We start from the raw sequence: 21070 nt of genomic DNA, 5'->3' as shown, positions 1-21070 counted from the left end.
CTGATCAGTCCCCTCGCTCTTCGCGCAAGCGCTCCTCGTGCCCCCTCGCTCTTCGCGCGAGCGCTCATCGTGCCCCCTCGCTCTTCGCGCGAGCGCTCATCGTGCCCCCTCGCTCTTCGCGCGAGCGCTCATCGTGCCCGCTCGCGCGGGCGAGCTATCAAGCCGTCTCCCGCATGGAGGTGACGGCCACTTCGCGACCCTCCGCCACGCCGACGTAGACCTCTTGCATGGCCTCGACGTAGCGGTTGACCGAATCCCTGGCGATGGCGTTGTCGGGATAGAACACCGTCAGCGACGTCTCGTCGCCGACGCGGCCCACCCACATGCAGATGTGCGCTGGGCTCAGACCGTCGCAGAAGGTGCGGGCGTTGGCATCGCCTGCCTTGGAGGCCACCACCGCCGACAGCGGCGGAAGTCCGGCGTCGAGGTAGGCCAGCATCGGGAACCCGCGGTGCGAACGCCGAAGCCGCGGAACCAGCTCCAGCACCCGGTCGAACGGGACCTGAGCCAGGTCGGTGTTGCCATCGAACGACTTCTGCGCGGCGCGCACCGTCTGGGCGAAGGAACCATCGACGACGGGGACGTCGACCGGGATCATTCCGGTGAACCAGCCGGTGGTGACGTACTCCTCGGGCTTGGTGCGCAGATCCTTGGGCGTCATGCCGAAGTAGGAGTCGACACCCGTCAGGCGGTACTGCGCGACAGCCGCGGCGGCGAAGACACCGCCGACGAAGCGCGCTCCCGCAGCGATGCAGGCGGATTCGAACTTCTGCGTCTGCTCACCGTTCATCAACTGCACCACCATGACGGCACCGCCGCACTTCGCGTCCGGGTCGCCGAGCGGCAGCGCGAAGTCTGGCAGCGCACCGTCGTTGGCGCTGGTGAAGTCCACCCACCGACGGACCTCCGGCGACTCGGCCGACAACGAAGACGTCAGCTGATGCTGTCGCACGCAGAAGTCGTCGTACCCGCTGGGCTCGGGAAGAGCTGGCGGCGCGCCGCCCTGTCGAATCATCTCGTAGATCTGGTGGATCTCCACGTACAGCGTCCCCATCATCATGGGGTCGACATGGACGTGGTCGACGATGAAGTAGAAGGTGAAGTGCTCCTCGTACTGAATGATGCCGAACTGGAAGCAGTCCCACCCGTTCAGGTCCGGGGTGTCCTGGATGACCTGCTGGAAGTCCTTCGCCGACATCTGGCCGCGCTTGGTCGGCACGAACTTGACGTCGTTGGGGTTCTGCATCGTGTGTCGGACGATGCGGCCCTCGTCCTTCCACTCGAACCAGCTGCGGTAGGTGTCGTGCCGACGCAGGTGCGCGTTGATGACGTAGTTCATCGCGCGGAGGTCGCACTGCCCCGGCTGATCCCAGGAGACGGAGATCATCCGCGAATAGTCCAGCCCGCGTTCGGCGAACTCGTGGAAGCCCCGGATGTGTTGCGCCTGCATGTAACTGGCGGGCACGGTGCTCACGGGTGCTGCCATCGCCTTCGCGCGCGAGGCGGGCGACCCGTGCCAGGAGGTTACCGATCCCGTGCCCGGATCCCACTCGTCGATCCTGACGATGTCCAGAAGCCCAGCCAGCATCGGTTCACTCCTCCCCTTCACTGCGTTGGTGCACCACGACGTCGGGGTGACTTGTCGTTTCCCGCTGGAGCATCAAGCCGCCTCCTCCGAAGGAGCCAACTTCTCGCAAACCGCGTCCGCCAGACCGCGGATGGTGGTGATGTCGGTGGCGGTGATCCGCACACCGGTCTCGGTTTCCACCCGGGTGCGGAGTTCGAGGTTACCGAGCGAATCGAGGCCGTACTCCGACAGCGGGCGGTCGGGATCGACCGACCGACGCAGGATCAGGCTGATCTGATCGGAGATCAGCCGCCTCACGCGGGCGGGCCATTCCTCCTGCGGGAGCTCCATCAGCTCAAGCAGGAATTCGCTGGTGCCCGAACGTCCCTGGCCCATCGACTGGAACGCCTCGGCGAACTTGCTCGTCTGCGCGAACGCCGTCAACCACGGCGTGCCCGCAATCGGTGCGTAGCCGCTGTAGTCGCGGTTCACCCGTTGCAGCGCGTCGAATGCGTAGGCACCGTCGTCCGGCGCGATGGCCATCGAGGCGTCCTCGGCCATGCCCTGACCCTTGCCGATCTCGGCCCAGGCACCCCACGCGATCGAACTCGCAGGCAGGCCGTTGGCACGGCGCCAATGGGTGAAGGCGTCCAGCCAGCTGTTGGCCGCCGCGTACGCGCCCTGCCCCGGTGAACCCACCATCGCCGCCGCCGACGAGAACGAGCAGAACCAGTCCAGCGGTTGCGACTCCGTCGCCTCGTGCAGATGCCACGCGCCGTACGCCTTGGGCGCCCAGTCACGTTCGACCAATTCGTCGGTGATGTTGGCCAGCGTGGCGTCCTCGACCAGCGCCGCCGCGTGCAGTACGCCCCGCAGTGGCAGCCCGGTCGCGGTCGCGGCCTTGACCAGCCGGCCTGCCGTGTCGCTCTCGGCGATGTCGCCGAGTTCGACCTCGACTTCGGCGCCGAGCGCCCGGATGCGCTCGATGGCTTCCAGCGCTTCGGGTTTCGGGTTCGACCGGCCGTTGAGGATGATTCGTCCGCTGCCCGCCGTGGCCATCTTCTCGGCGAGGAACAAACCGAGACCGCCGAGACCGCCGGTGATGACGTAGGAGCCGTCGGCCCGGAACGGGTGTGCCTGCTCCGGAGGAAGGACGACGTCATAGGAGCCGGTGTGCGGAACGTCGAGCACCAACTTGCCGGTGTGTTCGGCCGCTCCCATCACGCGGATTGCGGTCGACGCCTCCTCCAGCGGGTAGTGCGTCGTCTGCGGAGCGGGCAACACCCCGTCGGCGATCTGCCGATAGATCGTGTTCAGCAGGCGCCTCAGCTTGGCTGGCTTGGTGATGGTCAGAAGAGCCAGGTCGACGGCGTAGAAGGACAGATTGCGGCGGAACGGGAACAACCCCATCTTGGTGTCGCCGTAGATGTCCCGCTTGCCGATCTCGACGAACCGACCGCTGGGGGCCAACAGCTCCAAGCCAGCCCGCTGCGCCGCTCCTGGCAGCGAGTTGAGCACGACGTCGACGCCGTACCCGTCGGTGTCCTTGCGGATGAGCTCGGCGAAGTCGGTGCTGCGCGAATCGTAGACGTACTCGATTCCCATGTCGCGCAACATATCTCGCTTCTCCGGCGTGCCCGCAGTCGCGTAGATCTCGGCGCCGACGGCCTTGGCCATGGCGATCGCGGCCTGACCGACGCCGCCGGTGGCCGAGTGGATGAGGACCTTGTCGCCCTCGTCCATGTGAGCCAGATCGTGCAACCCGTACCAGGCGGTGGCGTGTGCACTGGGCACGGCGGCCGCCTGGCCCTCGGTGATGCCCTCGGGGATCTTCACTGCCAGACCGGCGTCGCACGTGACGAACGTGCACCACGCTCCATCGGTCGAGATGCCTGCCACCCGATCGCCGACCTGGTGGTCGGTGACACCGTCGCCCACGGCCGTGACCACGCCCGCGAAGTCGGCACCGAGCTGGGGCAGTCGCCCTTCGAAGCTCGGGTACCGACCGAAGGCGATGAGCACGTCGGCGAAGTTCAGGTTGCACGCCGCGACCGACACCTCGATCTGGCCGGGGCCCGGCGGAACCCGGTCGTAGGCGGCCAACTCGGCCGACTGCAGATCACCGGGGGCACGGACCTGGAGCCGCATTCCGTGCTGGCTCGGGTCGACCACCGTCGACCGGCGCTCCTCGGGCTGCAGCGGCGTCAGGTTGAGGCGGGCGGTGTACCACTCGCCCTTCCGCCACGCCGTCTCGTCCTCGTCGGAACCCGCAAGGAGTTGCGCAGCAACGGATTTCACGTCGGTTGCGTCGTCGAGATCGACCGTCGTCGCGGCCAGGCCGGGATGCTCCATGCCGATGACCCGCATGAGGCCCCGTAGACCGCCCTGCTCCAGGTTCGCGACGTCGCCGTCGACGACGGTCTGGGCACCCCGGGTGACCACCGTCAAACGCGGCGGCTCACCGGGAACGTCGGGCAGCTGCTGGACGATGTGCACCACGTGGCGCACCAAATCCGCGCCCCTGCGGGCTGATTCGGCGTCGGTCGAACCGCCGAACGGCGGCGTGACGACCACCACGCCGCTGAAGGGGCGCGCCACCAGCTGCGCCTGCAGTTGCTCAGCCAGCGCGGACTGATCCCCGACTGGCGTCCAGATCATGGTGGTGGCTTGGGCTTCCAAGATCTTCATCGCCTCGGCCAACTCAGTCGACAGCATGTCGGCCTCGTCGGTGGCGACGACCAGCCACTCGCCTGCGGCCGCGGTGTCGGCCTCCGGTGCGTCCTGGCGCCGCCAGTCGATGGTCAACAGGCGCTCGTTCAGCGTCCGTTCACGCTGGCCGGCCTCGGACACTCCCGTACCGAGACGCAGGCCGTTCACGGTGAGCAGGACTGCGCCGTGCTCGTCGAGCACCTCGATGTCCACCTCGACCGCGCCGGCGTTGGCGCTGAGCAACTGCACATAGCAGTAGTGGGCGTTGCGGGTCGACGCGTGTGCGCGCAGCCGCCGCACACCCAGCGGCAGCATCAACGTGCCGGTGGTGTCGGCGTGCAGATCGGGATGCGCACCGACGGCCTGGAAGCACACGTCAAGAAGCGCAGGATGGATTCCGTAGGCGCCCTGCTGCGAACGGATCGAGCCAGGCAGCGCCACCGCGGCGAGCACGGTCCCCCCGGGCCCTTCTGTCGCGTGCGCGGCCGTCAGACCGCTGAAGGCGGGTCCGTACTGGATGCCGCGCGCTTCGTACCAATCGCGCATGTCGGCCCCGTCCAACTCCACGGGGTGCGCCGCCATCAGCTCGGCGATGTCATACGAGGTGGTTTCGCCCTCCTCGTCGGCCGCTTGCAGGACTGCCTTGGCCCTCCGGACTTCAGCGCCCTCGTGGTGCGTCACGACCTGGAAGTCGATGGCGCCGGCAGGCGTGATCGATGCGACCGCCGAGACTGGCGATGACTCCTCGAGCAGCAACATGTCCTCGAAGACGATGTCACGGGCCTCTGCCGCACCCCCGACGACGGTGCGTGCCGCCGCCAGCGCCATCTCGCAGTAGGCCGCACCGGGCAGCGCCGCGATGTTGTGCACCTGGTGGTCGGCCAGCCACGGCTGGGCATCGGTGCCAACGTCGGACTGCCAGACGTGGCGCTCCGGCTCCTCCGGCAGCTTGACGTGCGCGCCGAGCAGCGGGTGAACGGCGAGGTGGGACGAGCCCTGCTCCTGGCCCTCGCGGGCGAGCAGCAGCGGAACGTGGGTCCACGTCGGCAGCGGTGCATCGACGAGCGACGCGTCCGGCCACAGCACGCCGAAGTCGAGTGCCGCGCCGGCACCGTGCAGGTCGGCCACGAATCCGCGGAGGCCGTGCGGCAGCTCCTGCTCGCGTCGCATGCTGGCGAGCGCTGCGATGCGGATGTCCTGGCTGCTGGCGTTCTGACCCACGGCGTGGGTGAGCAGCGGGTGCGGCGAGAGCTCGCCGAACACCCGGAAGCCGTCCTCCAGCGCTGCGTTGACCGCCGCCGAGAAACGGACGGCGTGGCGCAGGTTGTCGACCCAGTACCAGGCATCGAATTCGGCCGGGTCGCGCGGGTCGTAGAGGGTCGACGAGTAGTACGGGATCGTGGGTTCCATCGGCGTGATGTCCTCGAGCACCGAGGCCAACTCATCGAGGATCGGGTCGACCTGAGGCGAGTGGGACGCCACGTCGACGGCGACCTCGCGCGCCATCACACCGCGGGCCTCCCACTCCTCGGCGAGCGCACGGACCGAGTCCTTCGCCCCGCCGACCACCGCCGACGTCGGCGATGCGACCACCGAGAGCACCACGTCGGTGACTCCGCGGGCGGCCAGCTCCGAAAGCACTTGCTGGGCGGGCATTTCGACCGATGCCATCGCGCCCGAGCCCGCGATTCCAGCCATCAGCTTGGAACGGCGGCAGATGACCTTTACGCCGTCTTCGAGCGATAGGGCCTCGGAGACCACCGCGGCGGCCACCTCGCCCATCGAGTGGCCGACGACGGCGCCGGGCACCACACCGTAGGACTTCATCGTGGCCGCGAGCGCGACCTGCACGGCGAAGATGGTCGGCTGCACCTGGTTGATCCCGGACACCTTCTCGGGTGCCGTCATCGCCTCGGTGACCGAGAATCCCGATTCGGCGGCGATCAACGGCTCGAGCTTGGCGATCGTCTCGGCGAACACCGGCTCGGCGGCCAGCAGTCCGACGCCCATCGCGGCCCACTGCGATCCCTGACCGGAGAACACCCACACCGGCCCGAGGTCGCCCTGGCCGACTGCGGGCTCGTAGGGCACCTCTTCGTCGGCCACCCCGCGAAGCGCGGAGATGAGCTCGGCGCGGTCGGTGGCCATGACCACCGTTCGCACCCGCCGGTGCGCACGGCGGCGCGCCAATGTATAGGCCAGATCTGCCAGGTCGGTGGCGGGTACGGCGTCGTCGTCCTGCTTCTCAAGCCAGTCGGCGAGGCGGCCCGCGGTGTTGCGCAGCTCCTCGACCGAGGTCGCGGACAGCGGGAACAGCTTGGCGCCGGTCAATTCGGAGGCCTCGCGAGATCCGTCGACGACCTTCTGATCGGCGGGCGCCTGCTCGAGTACGGCGTGCACGTTGGTACCGGAGAAGCCGTAGGACGACACGGCCGCGCGGCGCGGGTGGTGACCGTCGATGGGCCACGGCGTGGCCTCCGCGGGGACGAAGAGATTCGTGTCGATCTTCGCCATTTCCTCGGGCATGGCGGTGAAGTGCAGGTTCTGCGGAACCGTGCCGTGCTGCAGCGAGAGGACGGCCTTCATCAGCCCGAGCGCGCCCGACGCTGATTGACCGTGTCCGAAGTTCGTCTTCGCCGACCCGATCGCGCAGGGCCCCGCTGTCCCGTAGACCGTTGCCAAGCTGGAGAACTCGATGGGGTCACCGACGGGCGTGCCCGTCCCGTGGGCCTCGATCATGCCGACCGTCGTCGGGTCGACGCCGCCCCTCGCCAGGGCCGTCTGATAAACCTCGACCTGCGCATCGCGGGACGGGGTGGCGATGTTGACCGTATGGCCGTCCTGATTCGCCGCGGTCCCGCGGATGACGGCGAGAATGCGGTCGCCATCGGCCTGCGCGTCCGAGAGGCGCTTGAGCATCACGACGACCGACGCCTCACCGGAGACGAAGCCGTCGGCGTTCACGTCGAAGGCGTGGCACTTGCCGGTCGGCGAGAGCATGCCCTGCGCCGACCCAGAGGACATCTTGCGGGGCTCCAGCATGATCGACACGCCACCGGCGAGGGCGAGGTTGCTCTCGCCGTCACGCAGGCTGCCACAGGCCATGTGAACGGCGAGCAGGCTCGACGAGCACGCCGAGTCGACCGTGTAGGCGGGGCCGTTGGCGCCAAGGGCGTAGGAAATACGGCCGGACGCCATGCTGAAGTTCTGCCCGGTGTAGCCGTACGGGCCGTCGATGACACCGGCGTCGGCGACCAAGAGCTCGTAGTCGCAGCCGGTCAGGCCCATGAAGACGCCGGTCTGGGACTTCGCCAGTGTGGCCGGGTCGACGCCTCCGTGTTCGATGGCTTCCCACGCCGTTTCCAGCAGCAGGCGATGCTGGGGGTCGGTGACCTCGGCCTCGCGCTCGCTGATGCCGAAGAACTCGGCGTCGAAGCCCGCGACGTCGTCCAGGAACGCTCCCCACTTGGAGACCGATCGGCCGGGAACGCCTGGCTCCGGGTCGAAGTACTCCTCGGCGTCCCATCGATCCAGCGGCACCTTGGTGACGAAGTCCTCGCCACGGAGGAGCGCTTCCCATAGACCCGCAGGCGAGTCGATACCGCCCGGCAGTCGGCATGCCATGCCGATCACGGCGACTGGGCAGCTCGGTGTCTCAACCACTTATTTTCACCCTCTTCAACGGACGTACCAGGGCCCCCGACCCGGTGATGCAAGGAATGTCAGGCCGCGACACCGCGCCTGCCAGCCGTTCCCTTCCATATCGTGGCGATAGTCGCCATTTGTGATACGGCTCGCGACGCTGCGAACCGGACCATTAGTATGAAAAAGTTCGGCAAATCAATTACCGGCCCTTCGTGGCCAACATTCCTCGGCGGGGACATTACACCGGTAGCTACCCGTTCGTCTTCTCGATCCTTTTTGGACCGCTGAACTGCGGTAATACCCGAAATTGCGAGCACACCAAAATCTAGCGACAAGAAGTGTGAACGGCTAAGTTTTCGCTTGGGGGTGGTCTGGCAAACTTAAACAGCTGTGGAATACGAGCGAGAAAATCATGGTTTGGAAAACTCATTATCGTGAATGACGAATCCCGTCAAATCAAGCGAGATGAAAAGCAGTTTTCCCAGGAAATAGGTGGTTGTGACGCTGTGGTTGGGAACAAGCGATCGTGACGCGCGCGACGCTGGCAGCCGCGGGGTGACCCTCCGCCAGCGCTCCCCCGACGTCGCTGGCCGATCGTCTGGCAATCGCACAGGCAATAACGATGATCACCACAGATGATGTGCTGGCAACCCGCTGAGCGGAGCGTAGCGCGCTAGCCCTCAGATGACCTGCGAAAAGACGGTCGAGCACCGAAACTAGCTGTCACACAGCTTATTTCGTTAGACAACGAATGTTGTCGGGCAAAACCGGAGCTCTGGGACCCAAGTCAGCGAGAAGGTAGCTGGGGCTGCATCCGGCGACGCAGTTAGACCGCTGCAGACAGCTCGGAGAACGGTGCCCCGAAGTCGGTCACCGCAACGAAGCCATTCCGGCGCGCCGAGGCGACTCCGCGGCGAATCAACGCGGCAATGGCGACGAAACTGGCTTGATCACCGACCACCAACGGCGTCAGCAGCCGGTTGTGGACGAGGCCGAACGCCATCCCGCTGGCAGGGTCCGCCCAGCCGATCGAGCCACCGAGGCCGACGTGCCCGAACCCGGGCATCACACCCGGCAGCGGCAACCCGTGATAACCGAGATGAAAGGACAGCGGCATGAGGAGACCCGCGTCCGGGTACAGGCTCGGCCTGCCGGTGAGAACGGCCACCAGTTCGGCCGATAGAAACTGCGTGCCGTCGATCTGACCGCCGTTGGCGATCGCGCCGTACATGCGCGCAAGGCCGCGCGCCGTCGCCACTCCGTTGGCGGCAGGCAGCTCGGCATCCAGGATCGACATGTCGCCCTGGACCGTTGCCTTCATGCCAGGGAAGTACATCGAGCCGAAGCCACCCGAGAAGGGAAGGGCGGCGACCCGCGGCGCCAAGACGTTGAAGACCGGATTCTGGAACCGGCTTTGAGGGCCGATGATCTGGGCCGGCTGCGTCGGTGCCGCGGCGGGCGGCCTCCCAAGGTGCAGACCGTCGGTGTTGAGGGGCTGAGCGAGCTCGACGCGGATCAAGTCGCGCATGCCGCGGCCGGTGACCGCGCGTGCCAGGCCCGACATCAGCCACCCATACGTCAACGCGTGATAGGCAGGCACGTTCTTGAACCAGCCCATCGGCGCCGCCGCCAACCGGTCCTCCATCAGGAGGTGATCCAGTAGGTCCACGCCGGCTGCGCCGTTGAGTTGTGACAGTCCCGCGCGGTGCCGCATGAGGTCACGAACGGTGATCGACGCCTTGCCGTTGGCCGCGAACGCTGGCCAGTACTCGCAAACCGGAGCGTCGTAGTCGATCAGCCCGCGGTCGGCGAGTCGGTGAATGACCGTTGAGGCCATTCCCTTGGTTGCCGAGAACACCATCGTTCCGGTGTCGGTGGTCCACGGCCGCGTGCCCCGTCGATCGGCCCACCCGGTCCAGACGTCCACGACCGGCTGACCATCCAGGTAGACGGACAGCGCCCCGCCGCCCAGTCGACGATGCGGGAACATCGCCGCGAAGCTTCGAAGCACACATGCGAAGTTTGGGTCGGCGGCGCCCGACACACCTCGGGGCAGCGTCGCCCCGGAAGCTGTCGGGGTTACCTGAGTCACAATTCGCACTTTACCTGCGGAGCCCGGGCAAACGATCCGGATGTTACCGATTCGTTAATCGAAGCAACGCAGGCACGACGTGCGCTCCCCCGGTGGCACGGCCGCCACCACCCCGTTCGCGCGGCTCGTCGAGCCGGAATCAGTGGACGGCGCCGAGGATCTGCTGCGCACCGAGTGCGGCGGTGAGTTCACCGTCGCGCACCCGCCGCTCGACATCCCGCCGCATCGCTCTGACGTCGTCATTCGACATCACCTTGTCCAGCACCGCGTCGCGAACCATCGACCACATCCAGTCCACCTGCTGGGTGCGTCGGCGCGCCTCGAATTCGCCGGCACCCTCAAGCACCTTGCGGTGGGCCAGAACGGCGTCCCACATCTCGGAGAGCCCAGTTCCCTCCAGTGCGCTCATCGTCAGCACCGGCGGCCGCCACAACGTCTCCCGCGGATACAGCAACCGAATCGCACCGCTCAGTTCTCTGGCGGCGGCCTTGGCCTCCATCGCATGTTTGCCGTCGGCCTTGTTCACCACGACCACGTCCGCGAGTTCCAGAACACCCTTCTTGATGCCCTGCAGTTGGTCGCCGGTCCGCGCCAGAGTCAAGAACACGAAGGTGTCCACCATGTTGGCGACGGTCACCTCCGACTGGCCGACGCCAACCGTCTCGACGAGCACGACGTCGAACCCCGCGGCCTCCAGCAGGACGATGGTCTCCCTGGTCGCCTTCGCGACTCCGCCGAGGGTGCCCGACGTGGGTGACGGCCGAATGTAGGCGTTCCGGTGTTGCGCCAACCGCGCCATGCGCGTCTTGTCGCCCAGAATCGAACCACCCGTTCTGGTCGACGACGGATCGACGGCGAGCACGGCCACCCGGTGGCCGTGCTCGATGAGGTACATGCCGAGGGCCTCGATCGTCGTCGACTTGCCCACCCCGGGCACCCCCGTGATGCCGACGTGAACGGCTCTCCCCGCGTCGGGCATCAACTCCATCAGCAGCTGCTGAGCCTGCTCCCGGTGATCCGCCCTCGTCGATTCGACGAGGGTGATCGCCCGCGGCAGCGCGGAACGATCGCCGCGACGAATGGCCTGAGCGAGGTCCGAGGAGTTCATCTAGTCGAGATCACTCCCCGGGTCGCTTCGCTCCTGCCCTCCGGTGCGATTTCCCGGGTCGCTTCGCTCCTGCCCTCCGAGCCGATAGCCCAGCCGCTCCCCCAACTTCTCCAGCAGGCCGATCGCAGCGTCGGCGATCACCGTGCCCGGCGGGAAGATCGCAGTCGCACCCGCCTCGTAGAGCTCGTCGAAGTCGCCGGGCGGGATGACGCCGCCCACCACCACCATGATGTCGGGGCGGCCTGCCTCGGTCAGCGCATCGCGCAGAGCGGGCACCAGCGTCAGGTGACCCGCGGCCAGCGACGAGACACCCACCACGTGCACGTCGTTGTCCGCGGCCTGACGCGCCACCTCTTCGGGCGTCGAGAACAGCGAGCCGACGTCGACGTCGAAGCCGATGTCGGCGAATGCGGTGGCGATCACCTTCTGCCCACGGTCGTGGCCGTCCTGCCCCATCTTGGCCACCAGGATGCGCGGCCTGCGGCCGTCGGCCTCGGCGAACTTCTCGACCAATTCGGTTGCAGCCGTGACGTTACTGACCTTGCCCACCTCGTCTCGGTACACGCCCGCGATGGTGCGGATCTCGGCCTGATGGCGTCCATAGACCTTCTCCAGGGCGTCGGAGATCTCTCCGACCGTCGCCTTAGCCCTGGCGGCGTCGATGGCCAGCGCCAATAGGTTGTTGCCGAGGCCGTCCTCCCCTGCCAGGCCGGATGCTCCTGCCGCCCTTGACAACTCGGCCAGCGCGGCCTGAGTGGCCTGCTCGTCGCGGTCGGACCGCAGCTGCGCAAGCTTGGCGATTTGCTCACCCCGTACGCGGCTGTTCTCGACCTTGAGGACCTCGACCTCTTGATCGGAGTCCACCTGATACTTGTTGATGCCGATCACCGTTTGCGCGCCCGAGTCGATGCGAGCCTGGGTCCGTGCCGCGGCCTCCTCGATGCGCAGCTTCGGAATGCCCTCGCCGATCGCCGCAGCCATGCCGCCGTGCTCGGCGACCTCTTCGATGTGCGCGCGAGCCTTCTCGGCCAGCTGATGAGTCAGCCACTCCACGTAATACGAACCACCCCAGGGATCGATCGGTCGGGTGGTGCCGGACTCCTGCTGCAGAAGCAACTGAGTGTTGCGAGCGATGCGCGCCGAGAAGTCCGTCGGTAGTGCCAGCGCCTCGTCGAGCGCGTTGGTGTGCAGCGACTGGGTGTGTCCCTGCGTGGCGGCCATCGCCTCGATGCACGTGCGGGCGACGTTGTTGAACGGATCCTGCGCCGTCAGCGACCACCCCGAGGTCTGCGAGTGCGTACGCAGGGACAGCGACTTGTCACTCTTGGGGTCGAACTGGGCGACGAGCTCGCTCCACAGCAGCCGGCCCGCGCGAAGCTTGGCGACCTCCATGAAGAAGTTCATGCCGATGCCCCAGAAGAATGACAGCCGCGGTGCGAACTTGTCGATCGACAGGCCCGCATCCAGGCCCGCCTTGATGTACTCGACGCCGTCGGCCAGCGTGTACGCCAGCTCCAGATCGGCTGTCGCACCGGCTTCCTGGATGTGATAGCCGGAAATGGAGATCGAGTTGTACTTCGGCATCTTCACGCTGGTGTAGCCGAAGATGTCGGAGATGATCCGCATCGAGGCCTTCGGCGGATAGATGTAGGTGTTGCGGACCATGAACTCCTTGAGGATGTCGTTCTGGATGGTCCCCGCCAACTTCTCCGGCGGCACCCCCTGTTCCTCGGCCGCGGCGACGTACAGCGCCAGGATCGGCAGCACCGCGCCGTTCATCGTCATCGACACCGACACCGTCGACAAGTCGATGCCGTCGAAGAGCTGGCGCATGTCGAGAATGGAATCGATTGCCACCCCAGCCATTCCGACGTCACCAGCGACACGCGGGTGGTCCGAGTCGTAGCCGCGGTGGGTCGCCAGGTCGAAGGCCACCGACAGACCCTTTTGCCCGGCGGCCAGGTTGCGACGGTAGAAGGCGTTGGACTCGGCGGCGGTCGAGAACCCCGCGTACTGCCGGATGGTCCACGGCTGGTTGACGTACATCGTCGGGTACGGCCCGCGGACGAACGGTGGGGCACCGGGAAAGGAGTCAAGCGGATAGCCGGCGTCGACCACGGCTTGCCGGTCGGCCTCGACGTATACCGGCTTGACGTCGATGCCCTCGGGCGTGACCCAGTCCAGCTGCTCGGGCGTGTAACCGTGCGCGGCGGCGGCGGCCGCCACGTGGTCGGCGACCGCCGACTCAGTGGCCGGTTCGCCCGCGCGGTCGCCGTACAGCGGAACCTCGGCGAAACTGTCGATGACGGGCTTGACGCCCGGAGCCGCATCGGCGGCGACGTCTGCAGAAGCCATCTCAGGCCCCCAATCGGGTCAGCAGGGTGGACAACGCCGCGATTGCGTCGATGTTCGCGGTCAGGTACTCGTCGGGTTTGTTCGCGCAATCAGCCACCGCCCGCTCCGGCCCGGCCAGGTACACGTGCGAAACACCGGCTGCCCGCGCCGCCTCCACCACGGCGTCGGCATCGGTGCCGTAACGCGCGTCGGTGCCGCACACCACGGCGGCTACGGGGTGGCCCGCCTCGGCGAGCGCGCTGGCAACGCCCGCCGCGGCGATCGGCCCGGGATTCACGGTGTGCACGCCGCCCGAGGCCAGCAGGTTGGCCGCGAACGTCGTACGGATGTTGTGCTCGGCCAACGGCCCCAGCGGAAGCAGCACCGCCTGTGGGCGCGCCCCGGTCGCCGCCAGGTGGGCATCGGACCGGTCGCGCAGCGCCTCGAAGCCCGCCGCATACCTGCTGACCCCCGGCCCGGGCGTCGATGCGGGCAACGGCGCCTCCGCCAGATTCGGATACTCGTTCACGCCGGTCAGGGCGACTCGCCGGTGCGCGACGTCGTCGCTGCGGCGGGTGCGTACGTCGGCGATCCTGCCGATCACGTGGTCGCGGGCCGCGCTGAACCCGCCTCGGGACTCGACGTCCTGAAAGTGCGACCACGCCTCCTCGGCGAGCCGACGGGTCAGGTCCTCGACGAACCACGATCCGCACGCCGGGTCCAGCACGCGACCGATGTGCGACTCCTCCAGGAGCAGCAGTTGGGTGTTGCGCGCCATCCGGCGCGCGAAAGTCCTTGCCACACCGGGTAACCCACCGGGTATGGCACTGTCGAACGGATGCACCTGCACCGTGTCCGCGCCACCGGCACCGGCACCGAAGGCCGCGAGGGTGGTGCGCAGCATGTTCACCCACGGATCGCGCTGAGCCATCATCGGCCGTGACGTGACCGCGTGAACGGTCGCGGCGCCGTCGGCGGGTTCGCCGAGGACCTCGGCAACCCTGGCCCACAGCTGGCGGGCCGCCCGCAGCTTGGCGATCGTGGTGAATTGATCGTCGTCCGCGGCGTACCGGAAGCTGATCTGCCGCAACGCATCCGAGGTCGATAGCCCGCTCTCGGTGAGCGCCCGCAGGTAACTGGTACCGACCGCGACGGCACCAGCAAGTTCCCACGACGCGCTGGCACCGAGGTCGTGAAAGGCCGATCCGTCGACCGTGATCGCCCGCACCCCGCCACCGAAGGCGGCGGTCGTCGCCGCCGTCGCGAGCACCGTGTCGAGGCCGACCGAGGCGCGGTCGACCAACGGCGCCGTCAACGGATCGGCCCCGAGGTCGATCGACAGCGTGCGCCGCTTCTCGTCGTCGAAGTCGGTGACCAGGGCCAGCACGGCATCGGCAGCCGCGGCGTAGTCCGCACCTGCGTCGACCACCACCGGCACCAGCTCGAGGAACACTCCCTCGAGCAGACGATCGACGTCGTCCACTGCGACGTATCCGTCCCCCGTCGCTCCGCCATCCCCAGCACCATCCCCCGTCGCTTCGCTCGCCCCAGCGCCGTCCCCCGCCCCCACACGCAACACCACCGCACTCACCCCATCGGTGAGCGCGTCGAGCACTGCCGAGTTGCCGTCGGAGACGGCCGCTTGGCCCGCAAGCGGAAAGACCTCCGCCACCTTCCAGCCGGACCGCGTGTCGCGCAGTGCGTCGCCGCCACGCACGAACGGCCACTGGCCTGGGAGCGGGGGTTCGGCGACGGCGTCGAGTCCGGTGTAGAGCGGCCGGATCGAGAACCCGTCGTAGGTGGGCGAGTCGAGGAGCCGCTCCGGCTCGGCACCGAGGTCGCTGGCATCCTTCCGCCTGCTCTTGGCAAGGACGCCGGCGACCGCGGCGCGCCAGCTTTCGCGATCCGCTTCCAAGGTGCCTGCGTTGGCACTGGACTCGTGTACGGACACTGGCTGCTCCCCTTTGTCGCGCGTGTGACGAACCACCCGTCCATCAGGCTAAATGATCGCGATCACGGGCTCGCCTCGACCTCGCATACCGGCTCGACCGCGCCACCCGGAACCAGGGCCCGATGGCAAGTACCCTTGGCAGGCGTGAAGTCCGTCGTCGGCACGTTGCGGGTGGTCCGGGCCGCGGTGGTGACCACGGCGGCCCAGGTCCCGAAGCGTCGGGTCGCGGCCCTAGCCGGGGTTGCTGTGATCCTCGTCGCACTGGTGTGGTTCGTGCCGCTCCCCTCGGCGCTGCAGCTGCGCGACTGGGCGACGTCACTCGGGCCGTGGTTTCCGCTGGCCTTCCTCGCCGCCCACGTCGTCGTCACCGTCTTCCCCTTCCCGCGAACGGCGTTCACCCTGGCGGCGGGGCTGCTCTTCGGGCCGCTTCTCGGCGTGGCGCTTGCGCTCGTCGCCAGCACCCTCAGCGCGGTCATCGCGCTGCTGCTGGTGAGGGCTGCGGGCTGGCAGTTCGACAAGCTCGCCTCGACTCCGAGACTTCACGCCGTGAACGCCCGACTCCGCCGGCGCGGCTGGCCGACGGTGCTGTCGATGCGGATGATTCCCGCGGTGCCGTTCTCAGTTCTCAACTACACCGCCGCGGCGTCATCGGTTCGGGTGTGGCCCTACACGCTGGCGACGGTCGCGGGTCTGCTGCCCGGCACCGCGGCCATCGTGATCTTCGGCGATGCGCTCACCGGCAACGTCAGCCCGTTGCTATTCCTGCTGTCGGTGTGCACCGCGAGCCTCGGCATCGCGGGCCTTGTCTACGAGGTGCGCAGTCACCGCCGTCACGCCCGAGAGGTTCCCGACGCCGAACAGGCGACCGAACCCGCGATCACGGGGTGACTGGCGGCCCCTTCACCGTCAACACCGCGTACAGCGCCAGGAACGACGACGCGGCCACCAGCCCGGGACTCCAGTCCTTGGCTCGCACGTGAGACCCCGCGGCCAGCACGAAGTACACCACCAGCATGAACGTCGTCAGTCGCGCCAGCCTCGGGAACCGGTACACCGACACCAGCCCGATGGCCGCCGCGCCCTTGACCACCGGGAGCAGGGGGCGCAACCGCTCGTCGAGTCCGACGTCGTCGAGTGCCTTCTCGATGGCGGGCAGCGGGATCGCGGACGCGACCGCGTCGCCCGCCTGAATCGCCGCGAGCACCGCGTAGGTCTTCTTCGAGATCAGCATTCGTCGGCCGCCTATTGGGTGCCGTGTCGCGGGGGCGGTGGTGGCGGTTGCTGGCCGTATCCCATCGCAGGCGGCTGTGCCTGCTGTGAGAGCGGTGCGTACTGCGGCGGCGGGTCGATGACGCCCGACACCGGCGTCCGCGCCTCGGCGACGGCCTGCGCGACGGCCTGGGCGATCTCCGGGTCGGTCTGCGTGTTGAACCACTCGGCCACCTCGGCCGAGTCGTCCTCGGGCTTGGGCAGGTCGCCCTCGACCGGCGACGGGGTGTAGCGGAAGACGCCGTCCTCGCCGGGTGCACCCAACATCTTGGTGAAACCCTGCAGCGCAGAACCGAAGTCGCTCGGCACGATCCAGACCTTGTTCGCCTCGCCCTTGGCCATCAGTGGCAGTGTCTGCAGGTACTGGTAGGCCAGCATCTCGGGCGTCGGACGACCGGCCTTGATCGCCGCGAACGTCTTCTCGATCGCCTTGGCCTGGCCTTGGGCCTGGAGATACGACGCGGCACGTTCACCCTGAGCCCGCAGCATGCGCGACTGGCGGTCGGCCTCGGCGGCGAGAATCGCGGCCTGCTTGGCGCCCTCGGCGGACAGGATCTGGGCTTGCTTCTGCCCCTCGGCCTGCTTGATGGACGCCTCGCGATTGCCCTCGGCGGTCAGGATCATGGCGCGCTTCTCGCGGTCGGCGCGCATCTGCTTCTCCATGGAGTCCTGAATCGACGGCGGTGGGTCGATGCTGCGAAGTTCGACGCGGGCGACCCGCAGTCCCCAGCGACCGGTGGCCTCGTCGAGCACACCGCGGAGCTGTCCGTTGATCGAATCGCGGGACGTCAGGGCCTGCTCGAGCGTCATGCCGCCCACGACGTTGCGCAGCGTGGTGGTGGTCAACTGCTCGACGCCGACGATGTAGTTGCTGATCTGGTAGACCGCGGCCCGCGGTTCGGTGACCTGGAAGTAGACGACGGTGTCGATGTTGACCGTCAGGTTGTCCTCGGTGATGACCGGCTGCGGTGGAAAGGACACCACCCGCTCGCGGAGGTCGACCCTGGCGCGGATCTTGTCGACGAAGGGCAGCAACAGCGTCAGCTGACCGGACACGGTCTTGCTGTACCGGCCCAGCCGTTCGATGACCGCGGCCTCGGCCTGCGGTATCACCTTGACCGATTTGGCGACGACGATGATGGCGAAGATCACCAGCACCGCGGCCAGCACCAGGCCGAACACGGCACCCTCCATGGCAGTTCCTCTCTAACCCTCAGATGGCCTTGAAGACGATTGCGGTGGCGCCGTCGATGCGCATGACGGTGACGTGGTCGCCGGTTTCGTAGACGTCGTTGTCGTCGAGTGGGCGCGCCGTCCAGACCTCGCCCTCCAGTTTCACCTGGCCCTCGTGGCGGCCCACGCGATCGATCACCAGCGCGCTCTTGCCCTCGAGTGCCTTCATCGGCTCAGGAAGGCCGGTGCCCGCCGTGAACCGCTTGCGCAGCGCCGGACGGACCAGCACCACCAGCAGGAGCGACACGACGAGGAAGACGGCTCCGTCGGCCCAGATCGGCCATCCGAAGAGCGCATTGGATCCAGCGGCTGCGAGCGCCCCGCCGCTGAGCATGAGCAGGAACAGGTCACCGGTCAGCGCCTCCGCGCCCGCCAGGCCGAGCGCCGCGACGAGCCAGATCAATGCGCCCATGTTCTCAGCGTAGCCGCTGCAACGCCGTCCGAGCCGTCAACAACTACACTGCGTGCATCATGTGGTGCCCCAGTGTTTCCCTCTCCGTGTGGGCCAACGCCTGGCTCGCAGGCGCGGCCGCGCCCGACGACGTTCTCGACGCTCTATCGCAGTGGGCGCCAAGACATTCCGTGACTGCCTACGATTCCGTCGCCGCGGGCCGGACCGGGCTGCCGTGGCCGGACCTCACTGACTCCGGGTCGGTGACGCTGTTGCAGACGCTGCGCGCCGCCGCAGGCACGCCGGGCCGCGAGCCGGTCATCTCGGTGGCGCTGCCCATTCCCGGTGACGTTCGAGGTCTCGCCCCCGGCACCCAGTTCAAGACGGACGCGATCGCGGCTGGTGAGGCGCTCACCGTGTCACACGATGCGACCGGCGCCGTCGGCCTCGTTCCGGAGTTCGCCTACGACGACAGCGATCCGGACTACGACCTGCCCGACCCCGACGACGTGGGCGACCACTATCCGGAGCCGTCCGGACTGTCCTGGACCGTGTACTCACTTCCCACCCCGCCGCCGGTCGAGCAGCTCGACCTCGGCCTCGCCGAGTACGAACTGCGCGCCGCGGTGCGCTCGGCTGCGGATGCGTTGGGCACCCTGCGCGCGGGCATGACCGCCGCCGACGTCGCCGATCCCCGCGGCCTCGTCGAACAGGTCTTGGAGTCGGGGCGGCTGCACAGGGCGCCCGACCATGCGCCAGAACGGGCGTTGCGCGTATTGGAGAACGCCGCCCACGTCGACGCGATCATCACCGTGAGTTCGGGGTTGATGCCCATCGGGCTGCAGTCGAGCTCGGAGATGCAGATCGCGAATGACGCACTTCAGCCGTTGGCCACCGTGGTCAGGTCGGCGCGCCTGGCGGCGATCAACGCGATCCTGCACTCGGCGTGGCGAACGTAGCCACGCAACGCGGCGACGATGGGCAGGGCTGTCCGTTGACGTCGAACCCGCACCCGGCCACCGCACGCGGTCCCGACACCCGTGCCGGTTCGGTGTCGTAGCGCAGCTCGTCGATCAGACTCAGCACCAGGCGCGCGAACCGCGGATCGGCATTGGGGGTGGTCGACCGCGCCAGCACGATACCGGCCTTCTCGGCTTGCTCGCGCAATTCGTTGTCCAGATCCCACACCACCTCGATGTGGTCGGCGACGAAACCGATCGGGCACACCACGACGGCCTTGGTGCCCGCCTCGACGAGCGCCGCGACGTGGTCGCCCACATCGGGTTCCAGCCAAGGGATCTGCGGCGGCCCGGAACGAGATTGCCACACCTGGTCGTAGTCGTTGCGTCCCACCGCGTCGGCCACCAGTCGCGTCGCGTATGCCACTTGGCTGCTGTACAGGCGAGGGCCGTGACGTTCGTCGGCGGCGATCGGAATCGAGTGTGCGGTGAACACCAGCCTGGCATCGCCGCGCAGGCCCTCCGGCAGCGAATCCTCGGCGCTCCTGATGCTGTCGGCGAACATCTCGACGAACAGCGGATGGTCGAAGTAGTGGCGCAGCTTGACCAGTTCGGGGGCACCGTCTCCGACCGCCGCGCGGGCTCTGGCGATGTCCTCGTTGTACTGGGTGCAACCGGAGTACCCGCCCCACGCGGAGGTGGCGAACACCGCGGCCCGGCGAACCCCGTCGTCGCGCATGGTGGCGACGGTGTCCTCGACGAACGGGTCCCAGTTGCGGTTGCCGAAGTAGACGGGCAGGTCCTCGCCGCGACGGTCCAGTTCGGCCCGCACCTGCTCGATCAGTCGACGGTTGATGCCGTTGATCGGCGAAACGCCACCGAAGTGGAAGTAGTGCTCGGCGACGTCGTCGAGGCGTTCCGGCGGGATGTTGCGCCCCCGAGTCACGTTCTCCAGGAACGGCCGAACCTGCTCGGGGCCCTCGGGACCGCCGAACGACAGCACCAAGAGAGCATCGAAGTCTGACGCCGTCATTTCTGCTACAACAGCTGAGTGCTGGCGCCGCCGTCAGCGTAGACGATGGTGCCGGTGGTGGCGGGCAGCCAGTCGGACATCAACGCGCACACCGTCTTCGCGACGGGGGTCGGGTCCTTCATGTTCCAGCCCATGGGCGCCCGCTGATCCCAGCCCTCTTCGAGCAGCTTCATCTGGTCACCGGCCTCCGCGCCGAGCGCGCCACCGACGATGGCACTCATCGCCAAGGTGCGGATCGGGCCCGCGGCAACGAGATTGGAACGCACGCCGAACGGACCGGCCTCGCGGGCGACGAAGCGGTTGACCGATTCGAGCGCACTCTTGGCGACGGTCATCCAGTTGTAGGCGGGCATGGCTCGGGTCGGGTCGAAGTCCATGCCGACGATGCCGCCGCCGGAGTTCATGATCGGCAGCACGGCCTTGGCGAGCGAGGCGTACGAGTAGGCGGAGATGTGAATGCCCTTGGCGACGTCGGCATATGGCGCGTCGAAGAACGGGTTGATGCCCATCCCGGTCTGCGGCATGAAGCCGATCGAGTGCACCACGCCGTCGAGCTTGTTGCCCTCACCGATGACCTCGGTGACGCGCTGGGCCAACGAGTCGAGATGCTCGTCGTTCTGCACGTCGAGCTCGAGCAGCGGCGCCGGGTTCGGCAGCCGGTCGGCGATCCGCTGGATCAACTTCATCCGGTCGAAGCCGGTCAACACCAATTCCGCGCCCGCCTCTTGAGCGACCTTGGCGATGTGGAACGCGATCGACGAGTCGGTGATGATCCCCGT

General features: G+C 67.7%; 12 protein-coding genes and 1 pseudogene. 2 read left to right on the top strand and 11 right to left on the bottom strand.

Going from position 1 to position 21070, the window contains the following annotated elements:
* Positions 1-157: 157 nt before the first annotated feature.
* The 6 genes and pseudogenes from ABW137_RS25495 to ABW137_RS25470 all read right to left on the bottom strand — a co-directional run bounded on the left by ABW137_RS25495 (position 158) and on the right by ABW137_RS25470 (position 15406).
* On the bottom strand, positions 158-1588 hold the full coding sequence (locus ABW137_RS25495) for a condensation domain-containing protein (RefSeq protein ID WP_526404247.1): 1431 nt from the start codon (positions 1586-1588) through the stop codon (positions 158-160).
* 72 nt (positions 1589-1660) lie between these two features.
* Complete coding sequence (gene pks2, locus ABW137_RS25490) at positions 1661-7939, bottom strand: sulfolipid-1 biosynthesis phthioceranic/hydroxyphthioceranic acid synthase (protein WP_526404246.1); 6279 nt, start codon at positions 7937-7939, stop codon at positions 1661-1663.
* 808 nt (positions 7940-8747) lie between these two features.
* Complete coding sequence (gene lipL / locus ABW137_RS25485; protein ID WP_526404245.1) at positions 8748-10013, bottom strand: esterase/beta-lactamase LipL; 1266 nt, start codon at positions 10011-10013, stop codon at positions 8748-8750.
* A gap of 139 nt (positions 10014-10152) precedes the next feature.
* Positions 10153-11121, bottom strand: coding sequence for a methylmalonyl Co-A mutase-associated GTPase MeaB (meaB, locus tag ABW137_RS25480; RefSeq protein WP_526404244.1), 969 nt, complete (start codon positions 11119-11121; stop codon positions 10153-10155).
* A 78-nt stretch (positions 11122-11199) separates the two neighbouring features.
* Positions 11200-13476 (bottom strand): annotated as a pseudogene (gene scpA / locus ABW137_RS25475) (methylmalonyl-CoA mutase); the annotation flags it as partial.
* Between the two features lies 1 nt (position 13477).
* Complete coding sequence (locus ABW137_RS25470) at positions 13478-15406, bottom strand: methylmalonyl-CoA mutase family protein (protein ID WP_526404243.1); 1929 nt, start codon at positions 15404-15406, stop codon at positions 13478-13480.
* Between the two features lie 144 nt (positions 15407-15550).
* Here ABW137_RS25470 and ABW137_RS25465 point away from each other — a divergent pair, with 144 nt between their 5' ends.
* Positions 15551-16294 carry a TVP38/TMEM64 family protein gene (locus tag ABW137_RS25465; RefSeq protein ID WP_526404242.1) on the top strand — a complete coding sequence of 248 codons (744 nt, stop codon included), beginning with the start codon at positions 15551-15553 and terminating at the stop codon, positions 16292-16294.
* On the opposite strand, the gene ABW137_RS25460 is transcribed toward ABW137_RS25465, so the two are convergent.
* Genes ABW137_RS25460 through ABW137_RS25450 form a run of 3 tightly spaced genes read right to left on the bottom strand, consistent with a single transcriptional unit; the run spans position 16284 to position 18320 of the window.
* A complete protein-coding gene (locus ABW137_RS25460; RefSeq protein WP_526404241.1) occupies positions 16284-16637 on the bottom strand; it encodes a DoxX family protein in 354 nt (117 codons plus the stop codon). The genes ABW137_RS25465 and ABW137_RS25460 overlap by 11 nt on opposite strands.
* Before the next feature lie 11 nt (positions 16638-16648).
* Positions 16649-17869, bottom strand: coding sequence for an SPFH domain-containing protein (locus ABW137_RS25455; RefSeq protein WP_526404240.1), 1221 nt, complete (start codon positions 17867-17869; stop codon positions 16649-16651).
* A gap of 19 nt (positions 17870-17888) precedes the next feature.
* Positions 17889-18320 carry an NfeD family protein gene (locus ABW137_RS25450; protein ID WP_526404239.1) on the bottom strand — a complete coding sequence of 144 codons (432 nt, stop codon included), beginning with the start codon at positions 18318-18320 and terminating at the stop codon, positions 17889-17891.
* A 59-nt stretch (positions 18321-18379) separates the two neighbouring features.
* On the opposite strand from ABW137_RS25450, the gene ABW137_RS25445 reads away from it, so the two are divergent.
* Positions 18380-19258 (top strand): Rv1486c family protein, encoded by an 879-nt coding sequence (locus ABW137_RS25445; RefSeq protein WP_526404238.1) that lies wholly within the window; start codon positions 18380-18382, stop codon positions 19256-19258.
* Here the strand turns inward: ABW137_RS25445 and ABW137_RS25440 are convergent.
* Together ABW137_RS25440 and inhA are read right to left on the bottom strand one after the other, a co-directional pair.
* Positions 19224-20291, bottom strand: a complete 1068-nt coding sequence (locus ABW137_RS25440) for a ferrochelatase (RefSeq protein ID WP_526404237.1) — start codon at positions 20289-20291, stop codon at positions 19224-19226. The genes ABW137_RS25445 and ABW137_RS25440 overlap by 35 nt on opposite strands.
* A gap of 5 nt (positions 20292-20296) precedes the next feature.
* On the bottom strand, positions 20297-21070 hold a 774-nt coding region (gene inhA / locus ABW137_RS25435), incomplete at its 5' end, for an NADH-dependent enoyl-ACP reductase InhA (protein WP_526404236.1).

The organism is Mycobacterium sp., assembly GCF_040509115.1.
GTDB lineage: Bacteria > Actinomycetota > Actinomycetes > Mycobacteriales > Mycobacteriaceae > Mycobacterium.
Note: the sequence above shows the minus strand (reverse complement) of the source record. Positions and strands in the feature narration are given on the sequence as shown.

Bases quoted from the DNA above. Each gene is read 5' to 3' on its own strand.
- ABW137_RS25440 (WP_526404237.1), bottom strand. From the start codon at position 20,291: ATGACGGCGTCAGACTTCGATGCTCTCTTGGTGCTGTCGTTCGGCGGT.
- meaB (WP_526404244.1), bottom strand. From the start codon at position 11,121: ATGAACTCCTCGGACCTCGCTCAGGCCATTCGTCGCGGCGATCGTTCC.
- ABW137_RS25460 (WP_526404241.1), bottom strand. From the start codon at position 16,637: ATGCTGATCTCGAAGAAGACCTACGCGGTGCTCGCGGCGATTCAGGCG.
- ABW137_RS25455 (WP_526404240.1), bottom strand. From the start codon at position 17,869: ATGGAGGGTGCCGTGTTCGGCCTGGTGCTGGCCGCGGTGCTGGTGATC.
- ABW137_RS25445 (WP_526404238.1), top strand. From the start codon at position 18,380: ATGTGGTGCCCCAGTGTTTCCCTCTCCGTGTGGGCCAACGCCTGGCTC.
- ABW137_RS25450 (WP_526404239.1), bottom strand. From the start codon at position 18,320: ATGGGCGCATTGATCTGGCTCGTCGCGGCGCTCGGCCTGGCGGGCGCG.
- ABW137_RS25495 (WP_526404247.1), bottom strand. From the start codon at position 1,588: ATGCTGGCTGGGCTTCTGGACATCGTCAGGATCGACGAGTGGGATCCG.